Annotated in this window: 18 protein-coding genes and 2 pseudogenes; 12 read left to right on the forward strand and 8 right to left on the reverse strand. The window is 58.8% G+C overall.

The features are described 5' to 3' along the window. Window positions 1-32 precede the first annotated feature (32 nt). A pseudogene (locus tag OYW20_RS14170) lies at window positions 33-1,444 on the forward strand (IS1182 family transposase). A 355-nt stretch (window positions 1,445-1,799) separates the two neighbouring features. Here the strand turns inward: OYW20_RS14170 and nfuA are convergent. From nfuA to OYW20_RS26295, 4 genes and pseudogenes are all read right to left on the reverse strand, one after another. Continuing rightward, window positions 1,800-2,393 (reverse strand): Fe-S biogenesis protein NfuA, encoded by a 594-nt coding sequence (nfuA, locus tag OYW20_RS14175; protein WP_268796601.1) that lies wholly within the window; start codon window positions 2,391-2,393, stop codon window positions 1,800-1,802. Between the two features lie 97 nt (window positions 2,394-2,490). Next, window positions 2,491-3,510, reverse strand: a complete 1,020-nt coding sequence (locus OYW20_RS14180) for an acyltransferase family protein (protein ID WP_268796602.1) — start codon at window positions 3,508-3,510, stop codon at window positions 2,491-2,493. A 253-nt stretch (window positions 3,511-3,763) separates the two neighbouring features. Further along, window positions 3,764-5,454: pseudogene (locus OYW20_RS14185) on the reverse strand (fatty acid cis/trans isomerase). Next, window positions 5,454-5,858, reverse strand: a complete 405-nt coding sequence (locus OYW20_RS26295; RefSeq protein ID WP_408005406.1) for a hypothetical protein — start codon at window positions 5,856-5,858, stop codon at window positions 5,454-5,456. The pseudogene OYW20_RS14185 and the gene OYW20_RS26295 overlap by 1 nt, the downstream one beginning before the upstream one ends. Before the next feature lie 112 nt (window positions 5,859-5,970). Between OYW20_RS26295 and metH the strand changes: the two genes are divergently transcribed. After that, window positions 5,971-9,681 (forward strand): methionine synthase, encoded by a 3,711-nt coding sequence (metH, locus tag OYW20_RS14190; RefSeq protein ID WP_268796603.1) that lies wholly within the window; start codon window positions 5,971-5,973, stop codon window positions 9,679-9,681. 464 nt (window positions 9,682-10,145) lie between these two features. Here metH and OYW20_RS14195 read toward each other — a convergent pair whose 3' ends face one another. Further along, complete coding sequence (locus OYW20_RS14195) at window positions 10,146-11,231, reverse strand: ABC transporter substrate-binding protein (RefSeq protein ID WP_268801139.1); 1,086 nt, start codon at window positions 11,229-11,231, stop codon at window positions 10,146-10,148. Between the two features lie 543 nt (window positions 11,232-11,774). On the opposite strand from OYW20_RS14195, the gene OYW20_RS14200 reads away from it, so the two are divergent. After that, on the forward strand, window positions 11,775-13,433 hold the full coding sequence (locus tag OYW20_RS14200) for a nitrite/sulfite reductase (protein ID WP_268796604.1): 1,659 nt from the start codon (window positions 11,775-11,777) through the stop codon (window positions 13,431-13,433). Next, complete coding sequence (locus OYW20_RS14205; protein WP_268796605.1) at window positions 13,417-13,911, forward strand: DUF934 domain-containing protein; 495 nt, start codon at window positions 13,417-13,419, stop codon at window positions 13,909-13,911. Before OYW20_RS14200 ends, OYW20_RS14205 begins: the two co-directional genes overlap by 17 nt. A 208-nt stretch (window positions 13,912-14,119) precedes the next feature. Here the strand turns inward: OYW20_RS14205 and sohB are convergent, their stop codons facing one another. Beyond that, a complete protein-coding gene (gene sohB / locus OYW20_RS14210) occupies window positions 14,120-15,154 on the reverse strand; it encodes a protease SohB (protein WP_268796606.1) in 1,035 nt (344 codons plus the stop codon). A gap of 221 nt (window positions 15,155-15,375) precedes the next feature. Here sohB and OYW20_RS14215 point away from each other — a divergent pair, with 221 nt between their 5' ends. From OYW20_RS14215 to OYW20_RS14240, 6 genes are all read left to right on the forward strand, one after another. After that, window positions 15,376-16,086 (forward strand): histidine phosphatase family protein, encoded by a 711-nt coding sequence (locus OYW20_RS14215; RefSeq protein WP_268796607.1) that lies wholly within the window; start codon window positions 15,376-15,378, stop codon window positions 16,084-16,086. A gap of 55 nt (window positions 16,087-16,141) precedes the next feature. Then, window positions 16,142-16,456, forward strand: coding sequence for an SCP2 sterol-binding domain-containing protein (locus OYW20_RS14220; RefSeq protein ID WP_268796609.1), 315 nt, complete (start codon window positions 16,142-16,144; stop codon window positions 16,454-16,456). Between the two features lie 209 nt (window positions 16,457-16,665). Further along, complete coding sequence (locus tag OYW20_RS14225) at window positions 16,666-17,733, forward strand: phosphotransferase family protein (protein WP_268796610.1); 1,068 nt, start codon at window positions 16,666-16,668, stop codon at window positions 17,731-17,733. A 78-nt stretch (window positions 17,734-17,811) separates the two neighbouring features. Continuing rightward, the gene (locus OYW20_RS14230; protein WP_268796611.1) at window positions 17,812-18,579 is read left to right on the forward strand and encodes an SDR family oxidoreductase; all 768 of its coding nucleotides are present in this window, start codon (window positions 17,812-17,814) and stop codon (window positions 18,577-18,579) included. A gap of 188 nt (window positions 18,580-18,767) precedes the next feature. Beyond that, window positions 18,768-19,898 carry a Gfo/Idh/MocA family protein gene (locus OYW20_RS14235; protein ID WP_268796612.1) on the forward strand — a complete coding sequence of 377 codons (1,131 nt, stop codon included), beginning with the start codon at window positions 18,768-18,770 and terminating at the stop codon, window positions 19,896-19,898. 402 nt (window positions 19,899-20,300) lie between these two features. Continuing rightward, window positions 20,301-21,080, forward strand: a complete 780-nt coding sequence (locus OYW20_RS14240; protein WP_268796613.1) for a TSUP family transporter — start codon at window positions 20,301-20,303, stop codon at window positions 21,078-21,080. On the opposite strand, the gene nudC is transcribed toward OYW20_RS14240, so the two are convergent. Beyond that, window positions 21,048-21,884 carry an NAD(+) diphosphatase gene (gene nudC / locus OYW20_RS14245; RefSeq protein ID WP_268796614.1) on the reverse strand — a complete coding sequence of 279 codons (837 nt, stop codon included), beginning with the start codon at window positions 21,882-21,884 and terminating at the stop codon, window positions 21,048-21,050. The genes OYW20_RS14240 and nudC overlap by 33 nt on opposite strands. A gap of 102 nt (window positions 21,885-21,986) precedes the next feature. Beyond that, a complete protein-coding gene (locus OYW20_RS14250; protein WP_268796615.1) occupies window positions 21,987-22,799 on the reverse strand; it encodes a crotonase/enoyl-CoA hydratase family protein in 813 nt (270 codons plus the stop codon). A 291-nt stretch (window positions 22,800-23,090) separates the two neighbouring features. Between OYW20_RS14250 and OYW20_RS14255 the strand changes: the two genes are divergently transcribed. Both OYW20_RS14255 and OYW20_RS14260 read left to right on the forward strand, forming a co-directional pair. Next, entirely contained in the window at window positions 23,091-24,575 is a 1,485-nt protein-coding gene (locus OYW20_RS14255) for an ATPase domain-containing protein (protein WP_268796616.1), read from the forward strand. Further along, window positions 24,572-26,602: a hybrid sensor histidine kinase/response regulator gene (locus OYW20_RS14260; protein ID WP_268796617.1), complete on the forward strand. Its 2,031-nt coding sequence runs from the start codon at window positions 24,572-24,574 to the stop codon at window positions 26,600-26,602. The genes OYW20_RS14255 and OYW20_RS14260 overlap by 4 nt, the downstream gene beginning before the upstream one ends. The last annotated feature ends 32 nt before the right edge of the window (window positions 26,603-26,634 follow it).

Raw genomic sequence — 26,634 nt, forward strand, 5'->3', positions numbered from 1 at the left:
GCCCCGCATCGAAAGATGCGGGGCATTTTCTTATGGCGTACATCCAGGGCGAATCTCGAAACCAGACCAGCCTGTTTCCGGTTTCCATCGACGAAGTCATTCCCGAAGACCATCTCGTCCGGGTCATTGATGCCTATGTTTCGCGCCTTGATCTCCGGGTTCTGGGGTTTGATAAAGCCATCCCCAAAGGCAACGGACGTCCACCTTACAACCCCGCCGATCTGCTCAAGCTCTACATCTATGGCTACTTCCAGCGCATACGGTCTTCGCGCCGGCTCGAAGCTGAGTGCCAACGCAACATCGAAGTCATGTGGCTGCTCAACCGCCTCGCGCCGGACTTCAAAACCATCGCCGACTTCCGCAAGGATAACGCTACCGCGTTCTCTGCAACCTGCCGCGCGTTTGTTCAGTTGCCGAACCGCAGGCTTGGTCAAAGGTGATCTGGTCGCCATTGATGGCAGCAAATTCAAGGCTGTCGCTTCGGCCCGTCGTCACATCAGCACCAAGCACCTCAAGCGCGATCAGGAAAAAATGGATCGCCGCATAGCCAAGTATCTAGAGGATCTGGACTGCGCAGATCGCGACGAAAATGAAGAGGTGGTTGATCGAAGCGCTGTTAAAACGGTGCTGGCAAAACTGACCGCCAAACGGGACGACTACCTGACCTGCCAGGCGCTGATGGACGAACTGCAGATCACCCAATTCATCAGCACCGAAAGCGACGCGCGGATGATGCGAGCCCCGCAGGCATGGCCGTTGCCTACAACGTGCAGACCGCAGTCGACGCTGAAAACAGCCTGATCGTGCACCACGAAGTGACTCAGGAAGGCGATGATCGCAAGCAACTGGAGCCGATGGCAAAAGCGACTCAGGAAGTCCTTGAACAACCGAATCTGACCGTTACTGCAGATGCCGGCTATTCAAACGGCGAGCATTTTCAGGCCTGTGATGACGCCGGCATCACGGCGTACGTACCGATTAATCGGGGCAACAACATTGAAGACCCCACTTTTTTTGGCCGGGACGATTTAACTACGACCAGCAAAACGACCGCTACCAATGCCCGGCCGGGTTTTTTGCCCCTGCTGCAACTGAACAAGGGACAGCGAATCTACCGCGCAAACGCTAATGACTGCGGCTCCTGCCCCCTTAAACATCGATGCACCAAGAGCCGCTATCGCTCGATCAAGCGACACGTTCACGAAGAAGCTTTTGAAAGATGAAGCAGCGAATGCAGGCACATCCTGAGATGGTTGATGCCCGAAGAAGCATCGTCGAACACCCGTTTGGCAACCTCAAACAATGGATCTACGGCAATGGCCGGTTCTTGCTTCGCCAGCTAAAGGGTGCGCGAACGGAAATGGCGCTTGCGATAAACGCCTATAACCTGAAAAGGGCTATCAACGTCCTGGGCGTGCGCCGAATGATGGAGTTGCTGGCCTGAGGAAGGCCTTTTTTCTCTCTGTATAAATGGGAAATGCCCCGAGGTGATCGGGGCATTTTTTTGGTTAGCTGCTGGTTATCTGGTTTTCACACGGTCTGTGTAGGAGCCAACTTGTTGGCGAGACGATGTCAGGCTTCGAAACAGATCCACCGCCACGCGAATGAATTCGCGCCTACAGATGTCGATCCGAACGCAGATAAATGCGGGAGGGAGCTTGCTCGCGATAATGCTGCACGCCCCCCTGTAGGAGCTAACTTGTTGGCGAGACGATGTCAGGCTTTGAACCAAGTCCTGAAGAAAGCGCCCATAAAAAAGCCCCGAACCAGTCGGGGCCTTTTGTCGATACGCTGACTACTCAGTAGTAAGCGTTCTCTTTTTGCGTGTGGTCAGTCACGTCACGGACGGCTGTGAGCTCGGGAATGCGCTCAAGCAGGGTGCGCTCGATGCCTTCCTTTAGCGTCACATCAGCCTGACCACAACCCTGGCAGCCGCCGCCAAATTGCAGCACAGCAATATTGGCCTCATCTTCTTCGACCACATCGATCAGGCTGACCTGGCCGCCGTGGCTCGCCAGACCCGGGTTGATCTCGGTTTGCAGGTAGTAATTGATGCGCTCGTTGATCGGGCTGTCGGCGCTGACCATTGGCACTTTGGCGTTTGGCGCCTTGATGGTCAGTTGCCCGCCCATGCGATCAGTCGCGTAATCGACAACGGCGTCGTCCAGAAACGCCTCGCTGAAAGCGTCGATCCAGGCGGTGAAGCTCTTGAGGCCGATGGCCTTGTCTTCGGACTTCTCTTCGCCTGGCTTGCAGTAAGCAATGCAGGTTTCAGCGTATTGGGTGCCAGGCTGGGTAATAAACACGCGGATGCCGATGCCCGGCGTGTTCTGCTTTTCAAGCAGATCGGCCAGATAGTCGTGGGCGGCATCAGTAATAGTAATAGCGGTCATGAAAATTCCTCGCAGACGTGGCGGGAGTTTACGCCAATCAGAAGCAACTGACAAAGTCCCAGTATTCTAGTCAGGTAAAGCATCGGCGAACGGCGACTCACGAAACCGCGGCTTCCTTGGCCAGCCGCCGATTATCCAGCCAGCCCTTCATGCGGCGATACAACCCCTTTTCTATAACCTCATAGCTGGCCCACGCGCCCAGCCCGATGACCGGCACACACACCGCGAACACCGCATACGGATTGAGCCCGTAACGCTCGGTGAGCAGCCAGCCGCCGTAAAGCACCAAGACATGAAGCAGATATACCGAGTACGAGCAATCACCCATGGTCTTGAGGAAGCGATTGCCCCGAAAGTAGGGTTCCAGCGAGATGCAGGCGATCACGATGACCGCACTCGGCAACCCCCAGTTGATGATCCTGGGGCTGGGTGCAAGCTGGTTGATGGTAAACAACGCCGCGCCGATCGCCAGCAGCGGCAACCACAACCGCTGACTGATCCAGCCCCGGCGGTAGACGACGCCGATACCAATCCCCAGCAGGAACTCATACACAATATCGTTCGCGTAGAAGCGGCTGATCAGCCCCGAGCGACCCAGTACATCGCTGACGGCAAACAGCGCCGCCGCGATGATCAGCGGCCGGTGACGCTGCTGGAACAGGAACACCATGGAAAACAGCACGTAGAACAGCATTTCATAGTTCAGCGTCCAGCCCACATTGAGGGTCGGGTAAAGCCCGTAACCGCCCGGGTTTTCCGAGGGTATGAACAACAGCGAAAGCATGAAGCTCTGCCAGTCCACCACTTGATGTGGCAACAACGGGCTGGCAACTATAACCAGCAAGCCCATCACCACGGTGTACAGCCAATACGCGGGAACAATCCGAATGATGCGGTTGAGCATGAACCGGCCGGCGGGCATGTCTTTATCGAGGGTCGAGAGGTAGATGACCAGGCCGCTGATGACGAAGAAAATGTCGACGCCGACCGCGCCCTTTGAGGTGAAAAACTCCCCCAGCGGGCCGCTTGGGTGGAAGTCGAAGAAAATCTGCATGAAGTGATGACACACAACGGCCCACGCGGCGAGTGCCCGCAGGGCTTGAACCGAAATCAACATCGCTAACCTCTTGTCGCATACGCTGGAAACCACAACACAGCCCCTCGCAAAGACCTTTCATGAAGGTCAATATTTCAGGACGACTCGCAGCTTCCGACTGCCATACGTTCAAAAAGGTTCGCGCTGCCGGACGACGTGTCTAATGGCGGCAGGCCATGTTTTACAAGGGTTTCCCGGCGAAACGCAGCGCATACGGGGGCGACACGGCACCCTCGCAACGGCTGACTTTTTCAAAATGTTTCTCACCGAAATTTCACAGATTCTCATACCGATTCATGTCGAGCACCCCCGCTTCACGCGGCTCGGTCTCCTGGACATAACGCTCCAGATCATGAAAGCAGCTCCAGAACAAAGGATGACTGCGGCGCACACCCCAACGGTCCACCACCTTCTCGAACGCCTCCTTGTGCCGGGCCTGTTCCAGCGCATCGACACAGGCCGTCACCTCATTGGCGGGTACATTGAACATGAAGTTGGGGTAGCTGCTGAGCACGCCAGGGTAGATCGTCAGCGTGTCCAGCTTTGGCTGATAGCGATAGGCTTCGCCGAGCAAAAACGCAACGTTACTGTGGGCGCGATTGCGCAGCATGCTGTACATGATGCGTTTGCCAGCGCCATCCTGAATACGCAGCATGGTCGCCTCGGGCAGGTAATCGATGACTTTCAATGCAGCGGCCGGCCTCAATGCCAGGCGGCTCAGGGTTTGCTCGATGTCGGTGAACACCGGACCGATACCCTGGCGCGAACAATAGGCGCCGATGCAGCGATTGATCGGGTCAGTCGTCGCGTTAAGTGTCCCTCCCGCTGCACCAGCTTGCGTTCGAAATCACGCTTGGGGGCTTTTTCATCTAGGGCAATGCCAGTCGGGGTGTCGTCGTCGATGTGCCGGTAATCGAGCCACATCTTCACTTTGCCGCCCTCCTGATACGAGCCGCTCAAAATATCGTCGCGTTTTTCAGCGGGCATCAACCTCAAAAAGTTGACCTCGGCGCCGTTGCGGATCAGGTCCAAGTACAAACGCGTCTGCACCTGGTGCGAAACATTACCGTAGACGTCAAAGTTGACCGCCAACTGGTAATAAGTGCGCTCAAGCAGCGGGTAATCGAACAGCCACATCGACTCCGGCAAATCACCGATCAGGCCTTTGTTGACAGAAGCGCTGTCGAAATGCCGAAAAATAGTCAGTAATGCATTGTCGTTGCCTTGCCAGAGCGCCGCCCAGCCAGGTGGCGGCAACTGGGCATAGGCGTCGCTGCGCAGCGATTCGTATGCATTGCGCTTATTGCGGTAATCGAGCCACAGGCTCAACACGCTGCCCACATCGTCGTCCTGGCCGGGCATTGCCAACAGCGGCGTCGCCTTTGCGCGGTAGGCCGCATCGGTGATATAGCGATCGTGGTCGGGCGCCTGGAAGAGCGTCCAGAAATGATCGCGAATGACGTCCGTCGCGATCTGGCCACGGCACAGCGGTCCGCGAATGAACGTACGGACAAAAAACTCGGCGTTATCAAGCATGAACTGATAGCGCGCAGCCGTAGGGATCTCCTTGAATGTCTCGAAGGGATTGGCGCGGTGCGTCGGACCGTAGCCCGGCAGTGCTTGGGCATGCCAGTTACCGCTGTAAAACAGCTCCTTGACTCGCGCCAGTTTCTGCGAACCCATGGGATAGGTGATGTGCGTCTTGTGCACGATCACGCCCTGCACCGGCATTTGATCGACGGGCGCGCCATTGGCCAGCCACTGCTGCAAGGTCTGATACTGCACGTCTGTCAGGCCCGTGACGGCCAACGGCATGCCTTCTTTGGGATGCGCGTTTTTATAGCCGCCAAACTCCGCCGGCATCGGACACAGATTTTCTCGATTGAGCCCCAGCAGGATGTCATCGGGCAGTTTGGCATTGGGCATCAATGGCGTGCTGTGGCCCAACTCCAGCATCCGCGCCATCAACGCGGCCTGATTACTCTGGCCGTCGAGCACCGAATAAAAGCCTTTGCGCCGTCAGGCTTCTGGCCCTTCGGCGTCGAAAAAATGCGGAGCGGCGCGATTGCCTGGCTGCGACCAGCTTGATAAACCGGGGTTTTGGATGCACCGCGCAAGGCGCCTTCGCCGCTGCCCAGGTTGAGCTGGCAAGCAGCGTCATTACAGGCATGGCATGCCACACACTTCTCGGTAAGGATTGGCTGGATGTCGCGGCTGTAGGAAATAGCCGGGTGGTCGATGGGCGACTGCGCTAACGCTGCACCGCAGATAACAAAGCCATCAACATGGCGGACACGCGATGCAACATGGAACGACCGTCCTGAAATAAAAACCGGGGAATTCCACCTTCGGCGAGCGGCCATCAACATGAGCAGAATTCATGTAAAACCGCGAACGGTTTAAAACGGCGCAGGTTTGCTATTATTTCGCACCTTTCGTTATCACCTTCATCATTTTCAGTGTTCTTCACCGGGTAGCCCAATGTCAGATCGCAACGCGCGTCTTCAAGCACTTAATCAGGCCTTAAAAGAGCGGATCCTGATCCTCGACGGTGGCATGGGCACCATGATCCAGAGCTATCGCCTGGAGGAAGAAGACTATCGCGGCAAACGATTCGCGGACTGGCCAAGCGACATCAAAGGCAACAACGACCTGTTGATCCTGACGCGCCCGGACGTCATTGGTGCCATCGAGAAGGAATATCTGGACGCCGGCGCCGATATTCTCGAAACCAACACGTTCAACGCCACTCAGGTATCCCAGGCCGACTATGGCATGGAAGCGCTGGTATACGAGCTGAACGTCGAGGGCGCCCGCCTCGCCCGTAAAGTAGCCGACGCCAAAACCCTCGAAACCCCGGACAAACCGCGCTTTGTGGCGGGCGTGCTCGGCCCGACCAGCCGCACGTGCTCGCTGTCCCCCGACGTCAACAACCCGGGCTATCGCAACGTCACCTTCGACGAACTGGTCGAGAACTACACAGAAGCCACCAAAGGCCTGATCGAAGGTGGTGCGGACCTTATCCTCATCGAAACCATCTTCGACACGCTCAACGCGAAGGCGGCAATCTTTGCCGTACAGGGCGTGTTCGACGAGCTGGGTTTCGAGCTGCCGATCATGATTTCCGGCACCATCACCGATGCCTCCGGACGCACCCTGTCTGGCCAGACCACTGAAGCGTTCTGGAACTCGGTCAGCCACGCCAAACCGATTTCCGTGGGGCTGAACTGCGCGCTTGGCGCGAGCGAACTGCGGCCCTATCTCGAAGAGCTGTCGAACAAGGCCAACACCCATATCTCCGCCCACCCCAACGCCGGGCTGCCTAACGAGTTTGGCGAGTACGACGAAGCGCCAAACCAGACCGCAGCGGTGATCGAAGAATTCGCCCAGAGCGGTTTCCTCAATATCGTGGGCGGTTGCTGCGGCACGACGCCCGGGCACATCAAGGCCATCGCCAACGCGGTAAAAGGCTACGCACCGCGTGTGATTCCGGACATCCCGAAAGCCTGTCGCCTCAGCGGGCTTGAACCGTTCACCATTGATCGCAGCTCGTTGTTCATCAACGTTGGCGAGCGCACCAACATCACGGGCTCCGCGCGCTTTGCCCGCCTCATCCGTGAGGACAACTACACCGAAGCCCTGGAAGTCGCCCTGCAGCAGGTCGAGGCCGGCGCCCAGGTCATCGACATCAACATGGACGAGGGCATGCTGGATTCGAAGAAGGCGATGGTGACCTTCCTCAATCTGATTGCTGGCGAGCCGGACATTTCCCGCGTACCGATCATGATCGACTCCTCTAAATGGGAAGTCATCGAAGCGGGCCTCAAGTGCATTCAGGGCAAGGGCATCGTCAACTCGATCAGCATGAAGGAAGGCGTCGAGCAGTTCATTCATCACGCCAAGCTGTGCAAGCGCTACGGCGCGGCCGTGGTGGTGATGGCGTTCGATGAACAGGGTCAGGCCGACACCGAAGCGCGCAAGAAGGAAATCTGCAAGCGCTCCTACGACATTCTGGTCAACGAAGTGGGCTTCCCGCCTGAAGACATCATCTTCGACCCGAACATCTTCGCCATCGCCACCGGCATCGAAGAGCACAACAACTACGCCGTCGACTTCATCAACGCCTGTGCCTACATCCGCGATCACCTGCCCCACGCCCTGACCTCAGGCGGCGTGTCCAACGTGTCGTTCTCGTTCCGGGGCAACAACCCGGTGCGTGAAGCGATCCACTCGGTGTTCTTGCTGCACGCGATCCGCAACGGCCTGAGCATGGGCATCGTCAACGCCGGCCAGCTGGAAATCTATGACCAGATCCCGGCCGAGTTGCGCGACGCCGTGGAAGACGTGGTGCTCAACCGTACGCCCGAAGGCACAGACGCGCTGCTGGCGATTGCCGACAAGTTCAAGGGTGACGGCAGCGTCAAAGAGGCGGAAACCGAAGAGTGGCGCAGCTGGGAGGTGAACAAACGCCTTGAGCATGCACTGGTCAAGGGCATTACCACGCACATCGTCGAGGACACCGAAGAGTCGCGCCAGTCCTTCAAGCGCCCTATCGAAGTCATCGAAGGCCCGTTGATGTCGGGCATGAACATCGTCGGCGATCTGTTCGGCTCGGGCAAAATGTTCCTGCCGCAGGTAGTCAAGTCCGCACGCGTGATGAAGCAGGCGGTCGCGCACTTGATCCCGTTCATCGAAGAAGAAAAAGGCGACAAACCGGAGGCCAAGGGCAAGATCCTCATGGCCACGGTCAAGGGCGACGTCCACGACATCGGCAAAAACATCGTCGGCGTGGTGCTGGGCTGTAACGGTTACGACATCGTCGATCTGGGCGTGATGGTGCCAGCCGAGAAAATCCTCCAGGTCGCCAAAGAGCAGAAGTGCGACATCATCGGTCTGTCCGGGCTGATCACCCCGTCGTTGGACGAGATGGTCCACGTCGCCCGTGAAATGCAGCGTCAGGATTTCCATCTGCCGCTCATGATCGGTGGCGCCACCACCTCCAAAGCGCACACGGCGGTGAAGATCGAACCCAAGTACAGCAACGACGCCGTGATTTACGTTACCGATGCGTCCCGTGCAGTAGGCGTCGCGACACAGCTCCTGTCCAAAGAGCTCAAGCCTGCGTTCATCGAGAAGACCCGCCTTGAATATGTCGAAGTGCGTGAGCGCACGTCCGCCCGCAGCGCCCGCACCGAGCGTTTGAGCTACGGCGCGGCGATCGCCAAGAAGCCGCAGTTTGACTGGGCGAACTATGCGCCGGTCAAGCCAACGTTTACCGGCGCCAGGGTGCTGGAAGACATCGACCTGAACGTTCTGGCCGAGTACATCGACTGGACACCGTTCTTTATCTCCTGGGATCTGGCCGGCAAATACCCGCGCATCCTGACCGATGAAGTGGTTGGCGAAGCGGCGACGTCATTGTTCCACGACGCCCGGCAACTGCTGCGCAAACTGATCGACGAGAAACTGATTCGCGCCCGTGCGGTGTTTGGCTTCTGGCCGGCCAATCAGGTCGATCACGATGACCTGGAGCTGTACGGCGATGACGGTCAGCCGGTGGCGAAATTGCATCACCTGCGCCAGCAGATCATCAAGACCGACGGCAAGCCGAACTTTTCCCTCGCCGACTTTGTGGCGCCCAAACACAGCGGCGTGAACGATTACATCGGCGGCTTCATCACGACCGCCGGGATTGGAGCTGAAGAGGTGTCCAAGGCCTATCAGGACGCGGGCGATGATTACAACGCGATCATGGTCAAGGCGCTGGCCGACCGTCTGGCCGAGGCTTGCGCCGAGTGGCTGCATCAGCAAGTGCGTAAAGAACATTGGGGCTACGCTCAGGATGAGTCGCTGGACAACGATGACCTGATCAAAGAGAAATACCTTGGCATCCGCCCTGCCCCCGGCTACCCGGCCTGCCCGGACCACACCGAGAAGGCGCAGCTGTTCGACCTGCTCGACCCTACTCACGGGGACGGCAAACCGGGCATCAGCGGGGTGTTTTTGACCGAGCACTATGCGATGTTCCCGGCCGCAGCGGTCAGCGGCTGGTACTTCGCTCACCCGCAGGCTCAGTACTTTGCGGTGGGTAAGGTCGACAAGGATCAGGTCGAAAGCTACAACGCCCGCAAAGGTCAGGACATGAACGTGACCGAACGCTGGCTGGCGCCGAATCTGGGGTATGACGAGTAAGCGAGGCCCCTCTGTTGCGGGACCTCTGCAGGGCCCGCAACTGTTATCAAAGCCACGCACTGCATTCTGTAGAAGAGGCGTCGCGTTGTCGTGCATCACACTGGAGCCGCGCGCGTTCTTTTGATTCTGCCCGTAGGCCGTTGGAGCAAGGCTTGCCCGCGAAGCTATTTTTCAGGACTGCTGCGCAGCCCATCGTTGGCAAACCGGACGCCCAAGCCCCAGGCGCAGTAGCACAATTTTTGTGCCTCTTAAATCAATTCCATAACGTCTGCTTGATAGCGGCCAACTTTTGGAAAGGCGGCCTCTCGGGTTGAATCAACCACGGCACCCCGCGAATGAATTCGCGGCTACAGGTCGTGCGCCGCTGTCCTGTGGAAGCCAACTCGTTGGTGCAGCGTCTTCAGGAAGGCTGAACCCAATAACGTCGCCTGGATCTGAGCCCATTCCCCAGCTGATTGCGAGTGTCAGCGCAGTACATCAGCAGGCACGAAGGGCGAATTACTCCCTTCTGGGCTGCGGCCTTCGGTGAACTCGCGTACATCAATCCCGAAATCATCGCGCATATTGGCACCCATGTACTGCAGCACATCGCGACGTTCTTTGACCTGCAACGCTCGCACGAGCAAGTCGCCTATAGGTTGGCGCGTCAGCGGATCTGCTTTGTCGTAGTCATGCAGCAACACCAGCGCCCAACCGCCCAACGTGAAATGCCCGCCAAGCATCACGTTCAGCCGACCTTCCAATTGTGCCTGCAACGCGGCGGTGGAATCGTTGATCGCGCCAAACAGCACATCTTTGCCGGGCTGCTTGCCGAGCGCCTTGACTGCATCCATGGCGCCAAAGGCCATCAGGTCATTCGCCGCCCACACAAGGCTCACACCGGGATAACGCTTGAGCAGCGTCAGCGCTTGTTCCTCGGCCCTGTCTCGACGCCAACCGCTCAGCACGATCTGACGCAAACGCACTTGCGGGTGCTCGGCGAGTGCACGGTACAGACCGCGCTCGCGCAACGAAGAAACCGGTGTGGTATTGGTGCCGGAAAACGCCAGCATCTCTATGGTTTGCCCTGCGGGCACTGGCGGGTGCAGTTCGATCAGCCGCTTGGCCATCACGTAGCCGCCCTCTTCGTCATTGGCGACGAGGCTCCCGAGAAAGTCAGGATAACGCTCACCAAGATCACCGAGGATCTTCAGCTGGTCGGCGGTCAAGGTGTTGTTGACGGCCATCAACTTGACGCCACTGCCGACAGATAACCGCAGGATTTCCGGCGCGACATTGAGTTCGTTGGAAAACACCAGATAGTCAGGACGATGCTCGCCCTTCAACGCCTCGCGGGCGTAAGTCAGCAAGATACGGGTGTCGCGGTCGGTGTAGCGCACCTGCAAGGCGATGTTCAGCTTTTCAGCCGCCGCCTGCATGAAACGCGAATAGCTCGACCAATAAGGATCGGGTGCCGATCCCGGGTTGAGAAACACAACGGACGCGGCGCCAGCGCACCCCGCCCACAGGCTGGCTGCGTACAACAGCAGATGGGCAAAAAGCCGCTTCACACGCATCGAACGTTGCTACCCCACCGCATGAACGTCGCCTGCCCGACACTCTCATTGCCGATTTATCGGCGCGCCATGGCAGAACTTGCGCATGCATTACGGCGTCACTGGTGGTTCATCCAGAACACCGCGGCACCCACGACGAGAATAATAATGAAGAAGATGGCCCAGGCATCGACGCGCCTATCAGATTTGGCAACTTTAGGATGGTTACTCATTGCATCGCCTCTTGTCAGTTCTTATGGGTGAGTGCAGATGAAAGCGACCAAAGCATTTGACGTTGGTCCCGACCTGAGTAAAGTCGAGCCTTGTCCATATCACAAGTGTGGTTAAGACGAGTGACATCCCCGCTTAGCACTTTTGGTTCTTTGCATATATTCAAACGTCACTTTTGCGCATAACTAAAAACGGGTATCTTCCACCGGCTCCGTTGGGAGTGCGCGGCCGTGCGCGCAGATTTGTTTAGCGGGCCTGAATGAGCGAGCGCCAACACCTCGTATTTCAGCTCGCCCAAGCAGTGAACCGCCTGAGAACAGGACCACCATGTACGTATACGACGAGTACGATCAGCGGATCGTCGAGGACCGCGTCAAGCAGTTCCGAGATCAGACCCGCCGCTACCTGGCCGGGGAGCTGAGCGAAGAAGAATTTCGCCCTCTTCGCCTGCAAAACGGCCTTTATATCCAACGCTTCGCGCCGATGCTGCGCGTGGCAGTTCCCTACGGCCAATTGACCTCACGTCAGGCACGGATGCTGGCGAAGATCGCCCGTGACTACGACAAGGGCTACGCGCACGTCAGCACCCGCCAGAACGTGCAGTTCAACTGGCCCGCGGTGGAAGACATTCCCGATATCCTCGCCGAACTGGCCACCGTGCAAATGCACGCCATCCAGACCAGCGGCAACTGCCTGCGCAACGTGACCACCGATCAGTTCGCCGGTGTCGCTGCCGATGAGTTGGTCGATCCACGTCCGTGGTGTGAAATCGTCCGGCAATGGACGACTTTCCACCCGGAATTCGCTTACCTGCCGCGCAAGTTCAAGATTGCCATCAACGGTTCAAGCGCAGACCGTGCTGCCATTGAAGTCCACGACATCGGTCTTGAGCCGGTGCTCAACGATGCGGGCGAGCTGGGCTTTCGAGTACTGGTCGGCGGCGGTCTTGGCCGTACGCCGGTGGTGGGCGCGTTCATCAATGAATTCCTGCCCTGGCAAGACCTGCTGAGCTACCTCGACGCCATCCTGCGTGTTTACAATCGCTATGGTCGTCGCGACAACAAGTACAAAGCGCGGATCAAGATTCTGGTCAAGGCGCTTACCGCTGAAGTCTTCGCAGAAAAGGTCGAAGCAGAGATGGTTCACCTGCGCGGCGGCCAGACCACGTTGACCGAAGCCGAAGTGCAGCGCGTTGCCAAACACTTCGTCGACCCCGAATACACCGTCTTGAAGGACTACAGCGCCGAACTGGCTCAGCTCGACAAAGAGCAGCCGGGTTTTGCACGGTGGCGGTCGCGCAATGTCCTGGCGCACAAAAAGCCGGGGTATGCGGCCGTGACCCTGTCGCTCAAGCCAACGGGCGTTGCGCCAGGCGATGCGACCGACAAACAGCTCGACGGCATCGCAGACCTCGCCGAGCGCTACAGCTTCGGCCAGCTGCGCACCTCCCACGAGCAAAACATCATCCTGGCAGACGTCGAGCAGAGCCAGTTGTTGGCACTGTGGGGCGAGTTGCGCGAGCAAGGGTTTGCCACGCCGAACATTGGCCTGCTGACCGATATCATCTGCTGCCCTGGCGGCGATTTCTGCTCGCTGGCCAACGCTAAATCGATCCCGATTGCCGAGTCCATCCAGCGCCGTTTCGATGATCTTGATTACCTGTTCGACATCGGCGAGCTGGACCTGAACATCTCCGGCTGCATGAACGCGTGCGGTCACCACCACGTCGGCCACATCGGCATTCTGGGCGTGGACAAGAAAGGCGAAGAGTTCTACCAGGTCTCGCTGGGTGGGAGCGCCAGCCGCGACGCCAGTCTGGGCAAGATCCTGGGGCCTTCATTCGCACAGGACGTCATGCCGGATGTGATCGAGAAGCTGATCGACGTTTACGTTGAAAAACGCACTGAGGACGAGCGCTTCATCGACACGTTCCAGCGGATCGGCATTGACCCTTTCAAGGAGCGCGTCTATGCAGCGAATCATTAAGAACAACGAAGTCATCGACGAAACCTGGCACCTGCTGCCCAAGGACACAACGCTGGACAGCTTGTCCAACTGCGACGACCTGATCGTGCCTCTGTCGCTGTGGCGCGAACATGCCTACGCGCTGAAAGCCCGTGACGGCGGCCTGGGTGTCTGGCTGGACAGCGACGAAGAAGCCGAGGAAATAGGTGACGACGTCGATCATTTCCAGGTCATCGCTTTGAATTTCCCTGCATTCACCGACGGTCGTAACTTCTCCAACGCACGCCTGCTACGTGATCGTTACGGCTTCAAAGGCGAACTGCGGGCTATCGGTGACGTGTTGCGCGATCAACTGTTCTACATGCACCGCTGTGGCTTCGATGCGTTTGCAATTCGCGCGGACAAAGACCCGTACGAAGCACTTGAGGGGTTAAAGGACTTTTCGGTGACGTATCAAGCTTCGGCAGATGAGCCGCTGCCGTTGTTTCGGCGTCGCTGATCGTTGAGCTGATGCGCAGCAAATAAAAAGCCCCGGTTTCGTGAGGAGCCGGGGCTTTTTTGTGGCTGAACCGCCTCACTCGATCCTTCGATTCGAACGGGGTCAATGCAGGAGCTGACGAGGTACGAAGGCTGCGATTGCGGTGTGTCAGGTGTACCGAATCGCAGCCTCGCTCGGGCTCGTCAGCTCACACAGGGTCGGTGTGTGATCACCAAAAACGTTGCTGTGTCAGTCGCGACCACCAGCCCGTCACCAGCCGGTCAACCGAACCGCTGGCCGCCAGCCCCACGCGCTCTTGCAGGCTCTTGCGTTCTGCGTAGCGCAGGTGGAACACATCCGCTGTCTTGGCGCGTTCCGACAGGTATTCGTCGCTGGTTTTAAGCTCGTCCACCAACTGCTTGTCCAACGCAGCCATGCCCAGCCAGATCTCGCCGGTCGCCACTTCATCGATCTGCAATTGCGGTCGATAGCTGGCCACGAAGTTCTTGAACAGCTCATGCGTGATGTCCAGGTCTTGCTGGAATTTCTCGCGGCCCTTTTCGGTGTTTTCGCCAAATACGGTCAGCGTGCGTTTGTACTCGCCGGCTGTGAGCACTTCGTAATCGATGTCGTGCTTTTTCAGCAGGCGATTGACGTTCGGCAACTGCGCCACAACGCCGATGGAGCCAAGGATGGCAAACGGCGCACTGATGATGCGCGTGCCGATGCACGCCATCATGTAGCCGCCGCTGGCCGCGACTTTATCGATGCAGATGGTCAGCGGGATGCCCGCCTGACGAATACGCGCCAGTTGAGACGACGCCAGGCCATAGCTGTGGACCATGCCGCCGCCGCTTTCAAGGCGCAGTACCACTTCGTCCTTGGAAGTGGCGAGGGTCAGCAGGGCTGTGATCTCGTGGCGCATGCTCTCTGTTGCCGAGGCCTTGATGTCGCCGTCGAAATCCAGGACATACACCCGACCCTTGCCGTCTGCAGTGGACTTGGTGACTTTGGCGTCCTTTTTCAGCGTCTTGGCCTGCTCTTTACGCAGCGCCTTCAAGCGATCCTTGTCGAGCAGCGACTGCTCCAGACGCTCGCGCAGGCCTTTGTAGAACTCGTTGAGCTTGATGACCTGCAACTGACCGCCGCTGCGACGGCGCCCTTTTCCGCGCATGGACGCGATGGCCACGAGCACCACCACGATTGCGATGACCAGCGTGACCGTTTTGGCCAGAAAGCTGGCGTAATCGTACAAAAACTCCACAGGTGCTCCTTTAAGACATAACGAAACAGAGACATGGCGAGCGGCGTGCCTAGGCTCGCGAACCCCCTCAGCATACCGGCGCGCTGTGCGCTGAGCCAGCGACGGCGCGGGCAAAGATCAATACAAACCACGATTCAAACAAGCGTATGTTTTTTCATTGACAGACCCCACGCGGTCCTCATAACCTCGCAGCACTTTCAACGTACCCGGGCGACGCGGACGTGGGCAGCATCTATCTGATACGACATGGCCAGGCCTCCTTTGGTGCAGACGATTACGACGTGCTGTCGCCCAACGGTCATCGTCAGGCGCACGTGCTCGGCGCACACCTTGCCGACATCGGACTCACGCTTGATCGCTGCGTCACGGGCAGCCTGAGACGTCAACGCGACACAGCGCAGACCGCTCTGGCGCAATTGACGCTTAACGGGCTCCCTGCTCCGTCACTGGAAACCGACAGCGCATTCGATGAATTCGACGCAGAGGCAGTGATTAGGGCGCTGTTAACCGACTTGCTGAAGGACGAGCCCGGTGCACTTGATGTGATGCGTAACGCCGCTCACAACCGCGCCGAGTTTCAGCGCCTGTTTGCATTGATCATCAGCCGGTGGGTAGGCGGTCAACATGACACGCCAGCGCTGCAAAGCTGGCTCGTATTCGTGGCACAGGCCAAGGCAGGCCTCGACCGCATTGTCGCCAACGCCGCCCCCCATGACCACATCGCCGTGTTTACCTCCGGCGGTACCATCACCGCCCTTCTCCAGACAATCACCCAAATGCCGGCTGCGCAGGCGTTTGAACTCAACTGGCAAATCGTCAACACCTCGCTCAGCCACCTGAAATTCCGGGGCAGCGAGGTATCACTGGCTTCCTTCAACAGTCACGCGCATCTGCAACTGATGAAGTCGCCGGAGCTCATCACTTACCGCTGAGCACGGCCAACCGCACCCGCAAGGTGCCAGCAATCACTCTAAAAAGGACTCCACCATGACCTCCGTAGCCGACTCCGTTCAATCCATGAAAGCCAAGTTCAACCCAAGTGCCGCTGCGGGCCTGGACCTGGTTTTCGGTTTCCGTATCGACGAAACCAAAAACTTCTCCCTCATTGTGAAGGACAGCACCTGCGAACTGCAGGAAGGCGAAAACCCTGACGCACGAGTGACGCTGGTCATGGATGGCGAAACCCTGGAAGGGATCGTCAGCGGCGAAACCGACGGCATGCAAGCCTTCATGGCCGGCAAGCTGCGCGCTGAAGGCGACATGATGCTGGCGATGAAGCTGAGCGAACTGTTCCCCGCGTGATCGCTCAGTGAAATACCAAAACCGAAGCTTCCAGGCTTCGGTTTTTTTTGCTCTGAACTTCTACGCCAAGTTCCTGATGGCTGATCAAAACGGCTGATCAAGCTGTAACACGCTCGCCAATAACACCGCTTCGAGCTTGTGAGCGCACGTGTGCAAACATTAGATTAGTCAATGATCCTGGCCACCCATAATAATCAGCAGGGATAAGCATGGCACTCACCGACACATCTACCGAGGTTCGTTCCGGCGAAGAACTCGATGCTGTCCTGATTGATCCTTACCTCAAGTCTCACATCCCCGGGTTAAACGGCCTGCCCGTCATCAGCCAGTTTCCGGGCGGTGCGTCGAATCTGACCTATCTTCTCACCTACCCCGGGCAGGAACTGGTGCTACGCCGTCCACCGTTTGGGCACAAAGCCAAATCAGCCCACGACATGGGCCGTGAGTTCCGCATTCTCAATCAGCTCAAGGACGCGTTTCCGTATTGCCCGAAAGCCTATGTGCACTGCACCGACGAGACGATCATCGGCGCCGAGTTCTACGTGATGGAACGGGTCAACGGCATCATCCTGCGTTCCGACTTACCGGCTGAGCTGGATCTGGACCCTCAGCAGACCGAAGCCTTGTGCAAGAGCTTCGTCGACAAGCTGGTTGATCTGCACCAGGTCGACTACACCGCCTGCGGCCTGGGCGACCTCGGCAAACCGCAGGGTTACGTCGAGCGTCAGATTCGCGGCTGGACGGAGCGTTATGAAAAGGCCCGCACACCCGATGCGCCAGGCTGGCAGAGGGTCGCCGCCTGGCTTGCCGAGAAGCAGCCCCCGGACCACCCCGTCTCAAGCCTGGTGCACAACGATTACCGCTTCGACAACGTCATCCTCGACCCGCAGAACCCGATGCAGATCATTGGCGTTCTCGACTGGGAACTGACGACGCTGGGCGATCCATTGATGGACTTGGGCAACAGCCTGGCGTACTGGATTCAGGCCGATGATCCTGCGCCGGTGCAGTTGATGCGGCGCCAGCCCAGCCATGCGCCGGGCATGCTGACCCGTGAACAGTTCGTGGCGTACTACGCCGAGCGGTCCGGGATTCGCATTGATAATTTTGACTTTTACTACACCTACGGCCTGTTTCGCCTGGCCGGAATCGTGCAGCAGATTTACTTCCGGTTTTTCCATGGACAAACCCGGGACAAGCGCTTCGCGCAGTTCATCCACATGAATCAATTACTCGAGCGCATGGCGCTCAAGGTCATCGACACATCGCAGCTATAGGTCGTTAGCATTAATACGCTCATTGCCGCTCTATCCAACTGTGAACGCACCCGATGGCGACAACATAAGGAAGACAACATGCCCAAGACTCACCTTTTCGACCTCGACGGCAAGATCGCTTTCGTGTCAGGCGCCAGCCGGGGGATCGGTGAAGCCATTGCCAAACTGCTCGCCCAACAAGGTGCGCATGTGATCGTATCGAGCCGTCGGATCGAAGGCTGCCAGCATGTCGCCGACGCGATCATCGCGGACGGCGGCAAAGCCACTGCAATCGCCTGCCACATCGGTGAAATGGAGCAGATCAGCGCCGCGTTCAACCAGATCCGCGAGCAGTTCGGGCGCCTCGATATCCTCGTCAATAACGCCGCAACCAATCCGCAGTTCTGCAATGTTCTGGACACCGACCTCGGTGCGTTCCAGAAGACCGTCGACGTCAACATCCGCGGTTACTTCTTCATGTCGGTGGAGGCCGGGAAACTGATGCGCGACCACGGCGGCGGCAGCATCATCAACGTCGCGTCGATCAATGGCGTCTCCCCCGGCGACTTCCAGGGCATTTATTCGATGACCAAGGCAGCGGTCATCAACATGACCAAAGTGTTCGCCAAGGAGTGCGCGCAATTTGGCATCCGCTGCAACGCGCTGCTGCCGGGCCTGACGGACACCAAGTTCGCATCGGCGCTGGTCAGCAACGAGAAAATCCTCAACACCGCGCTGCTGCAAATTCCGCTCAAGCGTGTTGCCGCCCCGAGCGAGATGGCCGGCGCGGTGCTGTACCTCGCCAGTGAAGCGTCGAGCTACACCACGGGCGTGGCGTTGAATGTGGATGGCGGTTATCTCGCTTGAAGCCGTAAGCCGTAAGCCGTAAGCCACAAGCCACAAGCTGCAAGCTGCAAGCTGCAAGCTGCAAGCTGCAAGTTTCTAGCTTGAGGCTTGAGGCTAACCTGAGGTCTTTCTGATGGAATAAAGATTCCATCCCATCCCCCTCACCCCCTACATTTTGCGCACAACAACAATCCTTCAAGGACGCTGTCATGCGCGAATCTCTTCCTGTTTTAGGTATCGGCCTGATCGGCACCGGCTTCATGGGCCGAGCCCACGCCCTGGCGTTTCACAGTGCCCGCTCTACCTTCGATCTCCCTGTGCAGCTCAAACTGGTGGCGCTGGCCGATGCGGATGCGGCCCGCGCCGAGCAATGCGCTAACAGTTGGGGGTTCGAGCGCAGCCATGGCCAATGGGAACACTTGATCAACGATCCAGCCGTGCATCTGGTGGCGATCACTACGCCCAACCACCTGCATTTTCCGATGGCGATGGCGACACTTGAAGCGGGCAAGACGGTGTATTGCGAGAAGCCGCTGGCCGTGACACTGCAACAGGCCGATCAGATGCAGCGCGCCGCCAAAAAAGCCGGTGTCGTCACCAGGGCCGGCTACAACTATCAGCACAATCCAATGATCGTCCTGGCGCGGCAGATGATCGACAGCGGTGAACTGGGGCAGATTGTCAGCTTTCAGGGGGAGTTCAGCGAAGATTTCATGGGCGACCCGATGGCTGCGTGGTCATGGCGCTGCGAGGCCGCGCACGCGGGTGGCGCATTGGCGGATTTGGGCAGCCACCTGCTGGCCATGGCGCGCTACTTATTGGGCGACGTCGAATCAGTCTGTGCGGATTCGAATACAGTGCATGCATCCCGGCCAGCCTCGACCGACAGCCAACAGCAACGGCCCATCACCATCGACGATCAGACCCACGCGTTGCTGCGTTTTGCCAATGGGGCGCGCGGGACGTTCAGCAGCAGTTGGCTCAAGCACGGTTATAAAAACCACCTGAGCTTTGAAATCAGTGGCACCCAAGGCACGCTGGCGTTCGATCAGGAACGCTTGAACGAGCTGCGCCTTTGCCGGGTCGGTGACCGGGACGGTTTCCAGCGTTTGCTCGCTGGGCCTTCACTCCCAGGTTACGCGGCGTTTTGCCCCGCGCCAGGGCATCAGCTGGGTTACAACGAACTCAAAACGCTGGAGGTCCACGCGCTGATTCAGGCCGTCTGCGGCAATGGCAATGATGGCGCAGATTTCGAAGAAGCGTGGCAGGTGGAAAGACTGGCGGCGGCAATCCGGCTGGCGGCCAGGGAACAGCGATGGGTGGCGCTGAAGGAGGTTTAGCGTCGGCCGCTGCGCATTTCAGCCTGTAAGAGCGTGGCTTGATCCGGGCCGCATTATGACGATCTGCCGGGGTCGCGGCCGACCGCTCAGCAGCCGTAGAACCTGCGAAAGCGGTGCTTCAAGTGCGACCTGAGCGTCTGGTTTTGGGGCCGCTGCGCGGCCCATCGCGGCCTCGCGGGGCTCGTGCGCTCCTAAAGGGATTTGTGGGGTGACAGCTCGTGGCTGCCACAGAGATCTGTGGGGCGCTGCGGAGATTTGCTGCGCTCCAGGGGTTTGATTCTGGCCGAAGGCCGCAGGAGCCGCTTCCACGGCTTGGAGCAGGGCCACAAAAGCCCGCCATACAGGTAGAATGTGCCGCTTCCGGGCAGCCTTTCTGCCTGTCTGCCAAGTAAGCCTGCCTTCATGCCTTTCGAACTCAGTGTTGATCTCACCACGCTGGCGGTGCTCGCCGTAGTAGCTTTTTTTGCCGGTTTCATCGATGCCATTGCCGGCGGTGGCGGGCTGCTGACCACACCGGCATTGCTCACCGCCGGGCTGCCGCCGCATCTGGTGCTGGGTACCAACAAACTCAGTTCAACCTTCGGCTCCGCGACAGCTGGCTTCACGTTCTATCGGCGCAAGCTGTTTCATCCCGCGCAATGGAAACACGCGTTGATCGGCACCGCTGTCGGCGCACTGATCGGCGCTGTCGTCGCGCATTACCTGCCAGCGGAATGGCTGAACCAGATGCTTCCTGTGATCGTCTTCGGCTGCGGCGTGTACTTGCTGTTTGGTGGTACGCCCAAAGCGCCGCTGGACAGCAACCAGCCGATCAAGACCCGATGGCAATTGCCGCAAGGACTGGGGCTTGGATTTTACGACGGCGTGGCTGGCCCAGGTACGGGCGCGTTCTGGACGGTCAGTACGCTGCTGATTTATCCCATCGACCTGGTCAAAGCCAGCGGCGTGGCGCGCAGCATGAACTTCGTCAGCAACGCCGCAGCGCTGTCGGTGTTCGCCTTCAACGGCCAGGTCGACTGGGCCATCGGCCTGTGCATGGGATCGGCGCTGATGGTGGGCGCGTTCCTCGGCGCACGCACGGCGATCAAGGGCGGCGCCAAATTTATCCGCCCCGTGTTCATCACCGTGGTTCTTGGGCTGACCGTCAGGCTAGCCTGGCAGCACTGGTTCGGCGGCGCCTGAGCGCTGCGCCAGATACAGCTCGATCAGGTAACGCGCGATGGAACGACTGGCCGGCAACGTCGGCATATCGTGGATGCTGAACCACTGCGCATCCTCGATCTCGTCGGCCTGGGGCACGATCTCGCCACTCTCGTACTCCGCGTGAAAGCCCAGCATCATCGAGTGCGGGAACGGCCAGCACTGGCTGCCTTTGTACTGAATGTTCCTGACCTTGAGCTGCACCTCCTCCATGACCTCCCGGCGCACACAATCCTCTGCGGACTCCCCCGGCTCGGCGAACCCTGCCAGCGTGCTGTACACCCCCGTGACAAAACGCGGAGAGCGCGCCAGCAGCACCTCGTCGCCGCGCGTGATCAGCACGATCATGCTCGGAGAAATACGCGGGTAATAGCGTAATTCGCAGTGCGCGCAATGCATCGCGCGCTCGCCCGGGACTTGCTCGGCGCGGCGTCCGCAATTGCCGCAAAACCGATGCTCCCGGGCCCAGGTGCTGATCTGTGCCGCGTAGGCGAGCACCTGATAGACATCGGCGTCATCGCCCATCATGAATTGGCGCAACGTCTGCCAGCCCGCCCCTTCGACCGGCACCGACTTTTCCAGCACCAGCAGATAAACCGGCTCGCCATCGAAATGGCCGATGCCGTGCTCGCTAACCACGGGAAGGTCCAGATGCTTGAGCCATTCACGCGAAAACATCACGCCGTTGCCGTCCAGCAAAAAACCTTGATCGCCGTGAACTACGGCCATACCGCCCACCTTTTGGGTATCCAGAACGGCAGTGCTCCAACGCCTCGGGCGCGTCATGACAGAACTCCTCTTGCGCGAACACACCGCTGGCGACCCGGCGCTCGGAGCGCCTGGCCCCGACCCGTCGCGGGCGTGTTGGCTATGTCAGTGGTCGAACATTCAATTGTCGAAGACCGGCTTCTGCTTACTCATGTGAGCAGCCACAGCCAGTTTCAGGTCTGGGGATTGCAACATGGCAGCGTTCCACGTGGCAACGTATTCAAGACCATCGTTGACACTGTGATCACGCATATAGCTGATCATGCGTTTCGTGCCGTTGATGGCAACGGGAGACTTGGCGGCAATGTCGCGAGCGACGGCGAACACGCCTTCAAGCAACTGCGGGAAATCGGCAAACGTGCGATTGACCAGGCCAATACGCTGCGCTTCCTCGGCAGTGACGTTGCGCCCCGTATACGCCAGCTCCCGCACGATACCGTCGCCGATCAAACGCGGTAGACGCTGCAACGTGCCGACATCGGCCGCCATGCCCATGTCGATTTCACGAATCGAAAACAGCGCGTCGTCGGCGGCGTAGCGCATGTCGCACGCCGAGATCAAATCGATCGCCCCACCGATGCAATAGCCCTGAACCGCCGCCAGCACCGGTTTACTGCATTGATCCACAGCACTGAACGATGCCTGCATCTGTAAGATCTTGCGCCGCAGCATACGCGCATTGCGGCCCACGTCTTTGCCCAGTTCGCTGGCCACTGACGCCAGCAGCATCAGATCGATGCCCGATGAAAAGTGTTTACCCACGCCGCTCAGCACCACCACGCGCACGTCTTCGGTGCCGTCAGCCCACTCGAAAATCTCCATGATCTCGTGCCAAAACGGCGCGTTCATGGCGTTTGCCTTGTCAGGACGGTTGATCTGGACATGGGCAATGTGGTCGGTCAATTCGACCTTGAACGCGGTGTAGTCGGACACGTTGGCAATCCTTTGAGCGTGATAACTGGAAGGGCGTGGCGTGAAACTGCCGTGCCCGGGCGCCGGACTATAGCAAGCGCATTCGTCAGACCGCAGGCTTCGGATGCGCCATTTACAGGACGCCAAGGCCTGGCGGATCGTCCGTTCGACGCAAATATTCTGAACGGCGGGAATGGCGCGAGGTCCAGTATTTTGGCAGCGAACCTTCGCAAAAAATGAAGGAAAACCGCAGCCTGAGCGTTGAAGAGTCATCGACGCTCGTTTATTTCTCAGGTCGCAAGAGGGCGATTCTTGACTACATCAAAAGCAGCAACCGGTATTGACGGGCTGGACGACATCCTTGCAGGAGGGCTTTCACGCAGCCACGTATTCCTGCTTGAAGGAGAACCCGGCACCGGCAAAACCACCATCGCGCTGCAATTTTTGCTGGCAGGCGCCGCCGAGAAGGAACGCTCGCTCTACATCACCTTGTCGGAAACCGAACGCGAGCTACGCGACGGTGCCCGCTCCCACGGCTGGGAGCTGGACGAAAACATCAGCATCTTCGAACTGACACCCCCGGAAGACCTGTTGAATGCCGAGCATCAGCAAAGTCTCCTCTACTCTTCGGACCTTGAGCTGGGTGAAGCCACCCGACAGATTTTCGAGGTCGTGGAGCGGGTCAAACCCAAACGGGTGGTTATCGACAGCCTGTCCGAGATCCGCTTGCTGGCGCAAAGCTCGTTGCGCTATCGCCGGCAAATTCTTGCGATCAAGCACTATTTCACGCGTTACGACGCAACCGTGGTCTTGCTTGACGACCTGACCACCGAGGCGCTCGACAAGACTGTTCACAGCGTCGCGCACGGCGTGATCCGGCTAGAAGAATTGACACCCAACTACGGCGCCGAACGCCGTCGAGTGCGTGTGGTGAAATACCGGGGTCAGAAATACCGCGGCGGGTACCACGATTTCACGATCATGGCCGACGGCATACACGTGTTTCCGCGTCTGGTCGCAGCGGAACACCGCAACCGCTTCGAGCGCAAGCAACTGAGCAGCAACATTACCGAGCTCGATGCCCTGCTGGGCGGCGGCATCGACGGTGGTTCCAGCACTTTGATCCTCGGCCCTGCGGGGACGGGTAAATCGCTTATCTCACTGGTGTTCGCCGCCGCTGCGGTGGCGCGTGGTGAAAAAGTCGGCCTGTTTATTTTCGATGAGGAAATGGGCCTGCTGTTCCAGCGCATGAAGCAGATGAACATCGACCTTCAAGCGCTGCAAGATACGGGCAATCTGTTGATCGAGCAGGTTGACGCGGCGGAGCTTTCACCGGGCGAGTTCTCTCACCGGGTACGCCGCAGCGTCGATCAAAAAGGCATCCGTACCGTGGTTATCGACAGCCTGAACGGTTATCAGGCCGCGATGCCGGAAGAAAACGCACTTGTTCTGCACATGCACGAGCTGCTGCTGTACCTCAATCGTAAGGGCGCTGCGACGTTCATGACCGTGGCACAGCACGGACTGGTCGGCGACATGCGTGCGCCGGTGGACATCACCTACTTGGCCGACACCGTGATTCTGCTGCGTTACTTCGAGGCACTGGGGCAGGTAAGGCGCGCCATTTCAATCATCAAAAAACGCACCGGCACGCACGAATCGACCATTCGCGAATACCGCATCGGCTCGCAGGGGATGAAAATCGGTGAGCCGCTGAGTGAATTCCAGGGCGTTCTTCGTGGCGTACCGAACTACATGGGCGCGAGCAATCCGCTGTTGAAGGATGAGGACGCTTGAGCACCACCGGGCAGTTATCGGAACGAGCAATCATCCTCGCCCCGCGCGGCAGGGACAGTCAGATCGCATTGAGCATTCTGCAGGAAGCAGGTTTCCCGGCGATGATCACCCACGACCTCGAAGGACTGAGCAGGGAGCTGAGTTCTGGTGCCGGTCTGGCAATCATCGCGGACGAAGCGTTGCGTGGATCGGACATCAATCCGTTGCTCGAGCAATTGTCAGCCCAGCCTGCGTGGTCTGATTTGCCTATCGTGCTGATGACCCACCATGGCGGTCCTGAGCAGAATCCCTCCGCTGGGTTTGGCAAGCTGCTCGGTAACGTGACGTTTCTGGAACGGCCTTTTCATCCGGTCACTCTGGTGAGTCTGGTGACGGCGGCTGTGCGCAGCCGTCGTCGTCAATACGAGGCGCGCAGCCGTCTGCAAGACATGCTCGAAAGCGAGCAGCGCCTGCAAAACGCGCTGACCGCAGGGCGTCTTGGCTCGTGGCAGCTGGAAGCCGAGTTTCTGGAGCTTGAATGCTCGGCCACCAGCAAGTCTCACTACGGCTATGCCGGTGATGCGCCGTTCAGTTATCAGAACTGGCTCGACGCGGTGTATTTCGAAGACCAGCCCCGCATGAAATCAGCGCTGCAACAGAGCCTCGATACCGGCGACGATTTCGTCATCGAATTTCGCAATGTCTGGCCCGACGGCTCTCTCAATTGGGTCGACGTCCGGGCGCGGGCGATGCGTGCCAGCAACGGGCGTGTCAGCGTCTTGGCAGGGGTGAGCTCGGACATCACCGAGCGCAAACTGGCTGAACAGCAGTTGCTCCGGCTCAACGAAACATTGGAGCAAGAGGTTGAGGAACGCACGTCACAGCTTCGGCATAACGAAGAAGTGCTGCGCCAGTCGCAGAAAATGGAAGCGGTTGGCCAACTCACGGGCGGCATCGCCCACGACTTCAACAATATGCTGACTGGCATCATCGGCAGCCTGGAGCTATTGCGCCGGCGCATCGCGCGCGGGCGCCTGGATGACCTTGATGGCCTGATCGACCTGGGCGTGACCTCGGCCAACCGCGCTGCCGCCCTCACCCACCGGTTGCTGGCCTTTTCACGGCGGCAATCGCTGGACTCCAAGCCCGTCGAAATGAACGAGCTGGTGCATTCCATGGGCGAGTTGCTCAACCGTAGCATCAACGAAAGCATCCAACTGGACATGCTCCTGGAGCCTCAGTTGTGGACGGCCGAGGCTGACCCTAATCAGCTGGAAAGCGCCCTGCTCAACCTGGTGCTCAATGCTCGCGATTCTATGGCCAACGGCGGCAAGCTGAGAATCGAGACATTTAACCGGCATCTTGATCGCAGCTTCACCAACAACTATGAAAACCTGTTGCCGGGCGACTACGTGGTGCTCAGCGTGTCGGACAACGGCAGCGGGATGCCGGAAAGCGTGATCAACCGGGCCTTTGACCCGTTTTTCACCACCAAACCCATCGGCCAGGGCACTGGGCTCGGCTTGTCGATGATCTACGGCTTCGCGAAGCAGTCGCACGGCCACGTGGCCATTGAAAGCACCGTTGGGGAAGGCACCACCGTGCGCCTGTTCCTGCCGCGCTTTCAGGGCGACAAGGTGGAAGTCGATACGCTCCGCCCGTCTGATGCCGTCGAGGCCAGAGCCGGCGAGACGGTACTGATCGTGGAGGACGATCCCGCCGTGCGCGCGCTGGTGTGTCAGGTGCTGAGCGAGCTGGGGTATGCGTATCTGGAAGTGAGCGACGGGACGAGTGCGGTGCCGGTACTGGAGTCAGACCAACGCATCGACCTGATGATCAGCGATGTCGGGCTGCCGGGCATGAATGGACGTCAGGTGGCGGAAATCGGCCGCCAATTGCGCCCGGAGCTCAAAGTGCTTTTCATCACGGGTTACGCCGAACATGCCGCAGTGAGAGCGGGTTTCCTCGACACCGGCATGCAGATGATCACCAAGCCATTCGCCTTCGACAACCTGACTGCCAAAGTGCGAGAGATGATTGAAAGCTGATGCGGTACCGATGTTACGACACCGCTTGATGG

It is taken from the genome of Pseudomonas sp. BSw22131, from assembly GCF_026810445.1.
GTDB classification, from domain to species: Bacteria; Pseudomonadota; Gammaproteobacteria; order Pseudomonadales; family Pseudomonadaceae; genus Aquipseudomonas; species Aquipseudomonas huanghezhanensis.

Excerpts from the sequence above, each read along its gene's own strand:
- nfuA (WP_268796601.1), bottom strand. The coding sequence starts at position 2,393 with ATGACCGCTATTACTATTACTGATGCCGCCCACGACTATCTGGCCGAT.
- OYW20_RS14180 (WP_268796602.1), bottom strand. The coding sequence starts at position 3,510 with ATGTTGATTTCGGTTCAAGCCCTGCGGGCACTCGCCGCGTGGGCCGTT.
- OYW20_RS26295 (WP_408005406.1), bottom strand. The coding sequence starts at position 5,858 with ATGTTGATGGCCGCTCGCCGAAGGTGGAATTCCCCGGTTTTTATTTCA.
- metH (WP_268796603.1), top strand. The coding sequence starts at position 5,971 with ATGTCAGATCGCAACGCGCGTCTTCAAGCACTTAATCAGGCCTTAAAA.
- OYW20_RS14200 (WP_268796604.1), top strand. The coding sequence starts at position 11,775 with ATGTACGTATACGACGAGTACGATCAGCGGATCGTCGAGGACCGCGTC.
- OYW20_RS14205 (WP_268796605.1), top strand. The coding sequence starts at position 13,417 with ATGCAGCGAATCATTAAGAACAACGAAGTCATCGACGAAACCTGGCAC.
- OYW20_RS14220 (WP_268796609.1), top strand. The coding sequence starts at position 16,142 with ATGACCTCCGTAGCCGACTCCGTTCAATCCATGAAAGCCAAGTTCAAC.
- OYW20_RS14225 (WP_268796610.1), top strand. The coding sequence starts at position 16,666 with ATGGCACTCACCGACACATCTACCGAGGTTCGTTCCGGCGAAGAACTC.
- OYW20_RS14230 (WP_268796611.1), top strand. The coding sequence starts at position 17,812 with ATGCCCAAGACTCACCTTTTCGACCTCGACGGCAAGATCGCTTTCGTG.
- OYW20_RS14235 (WP_268796612.1), top strand. The coding sequence starts at position 18,768 with ATGCGCGAATCTCTTCCTGTTTTAGGTATCGGCCTGATCGGCACCGGC.
- OYW20_RS14240 (WP_268796613.1), top strand. The coding sequence starts at position 20,301 with ATGCCTTTCGAACTCAGTGTTGATCTCACCACGCTGGCGGTGCTCGCC.
- nudC (WP_268796614.1), bottom strand. The coding sequence starts at position 21,884 with ATGACGCGCCCGAGGCGTTGGAGCACTGCCGTTCTGGATACCCAAAAG.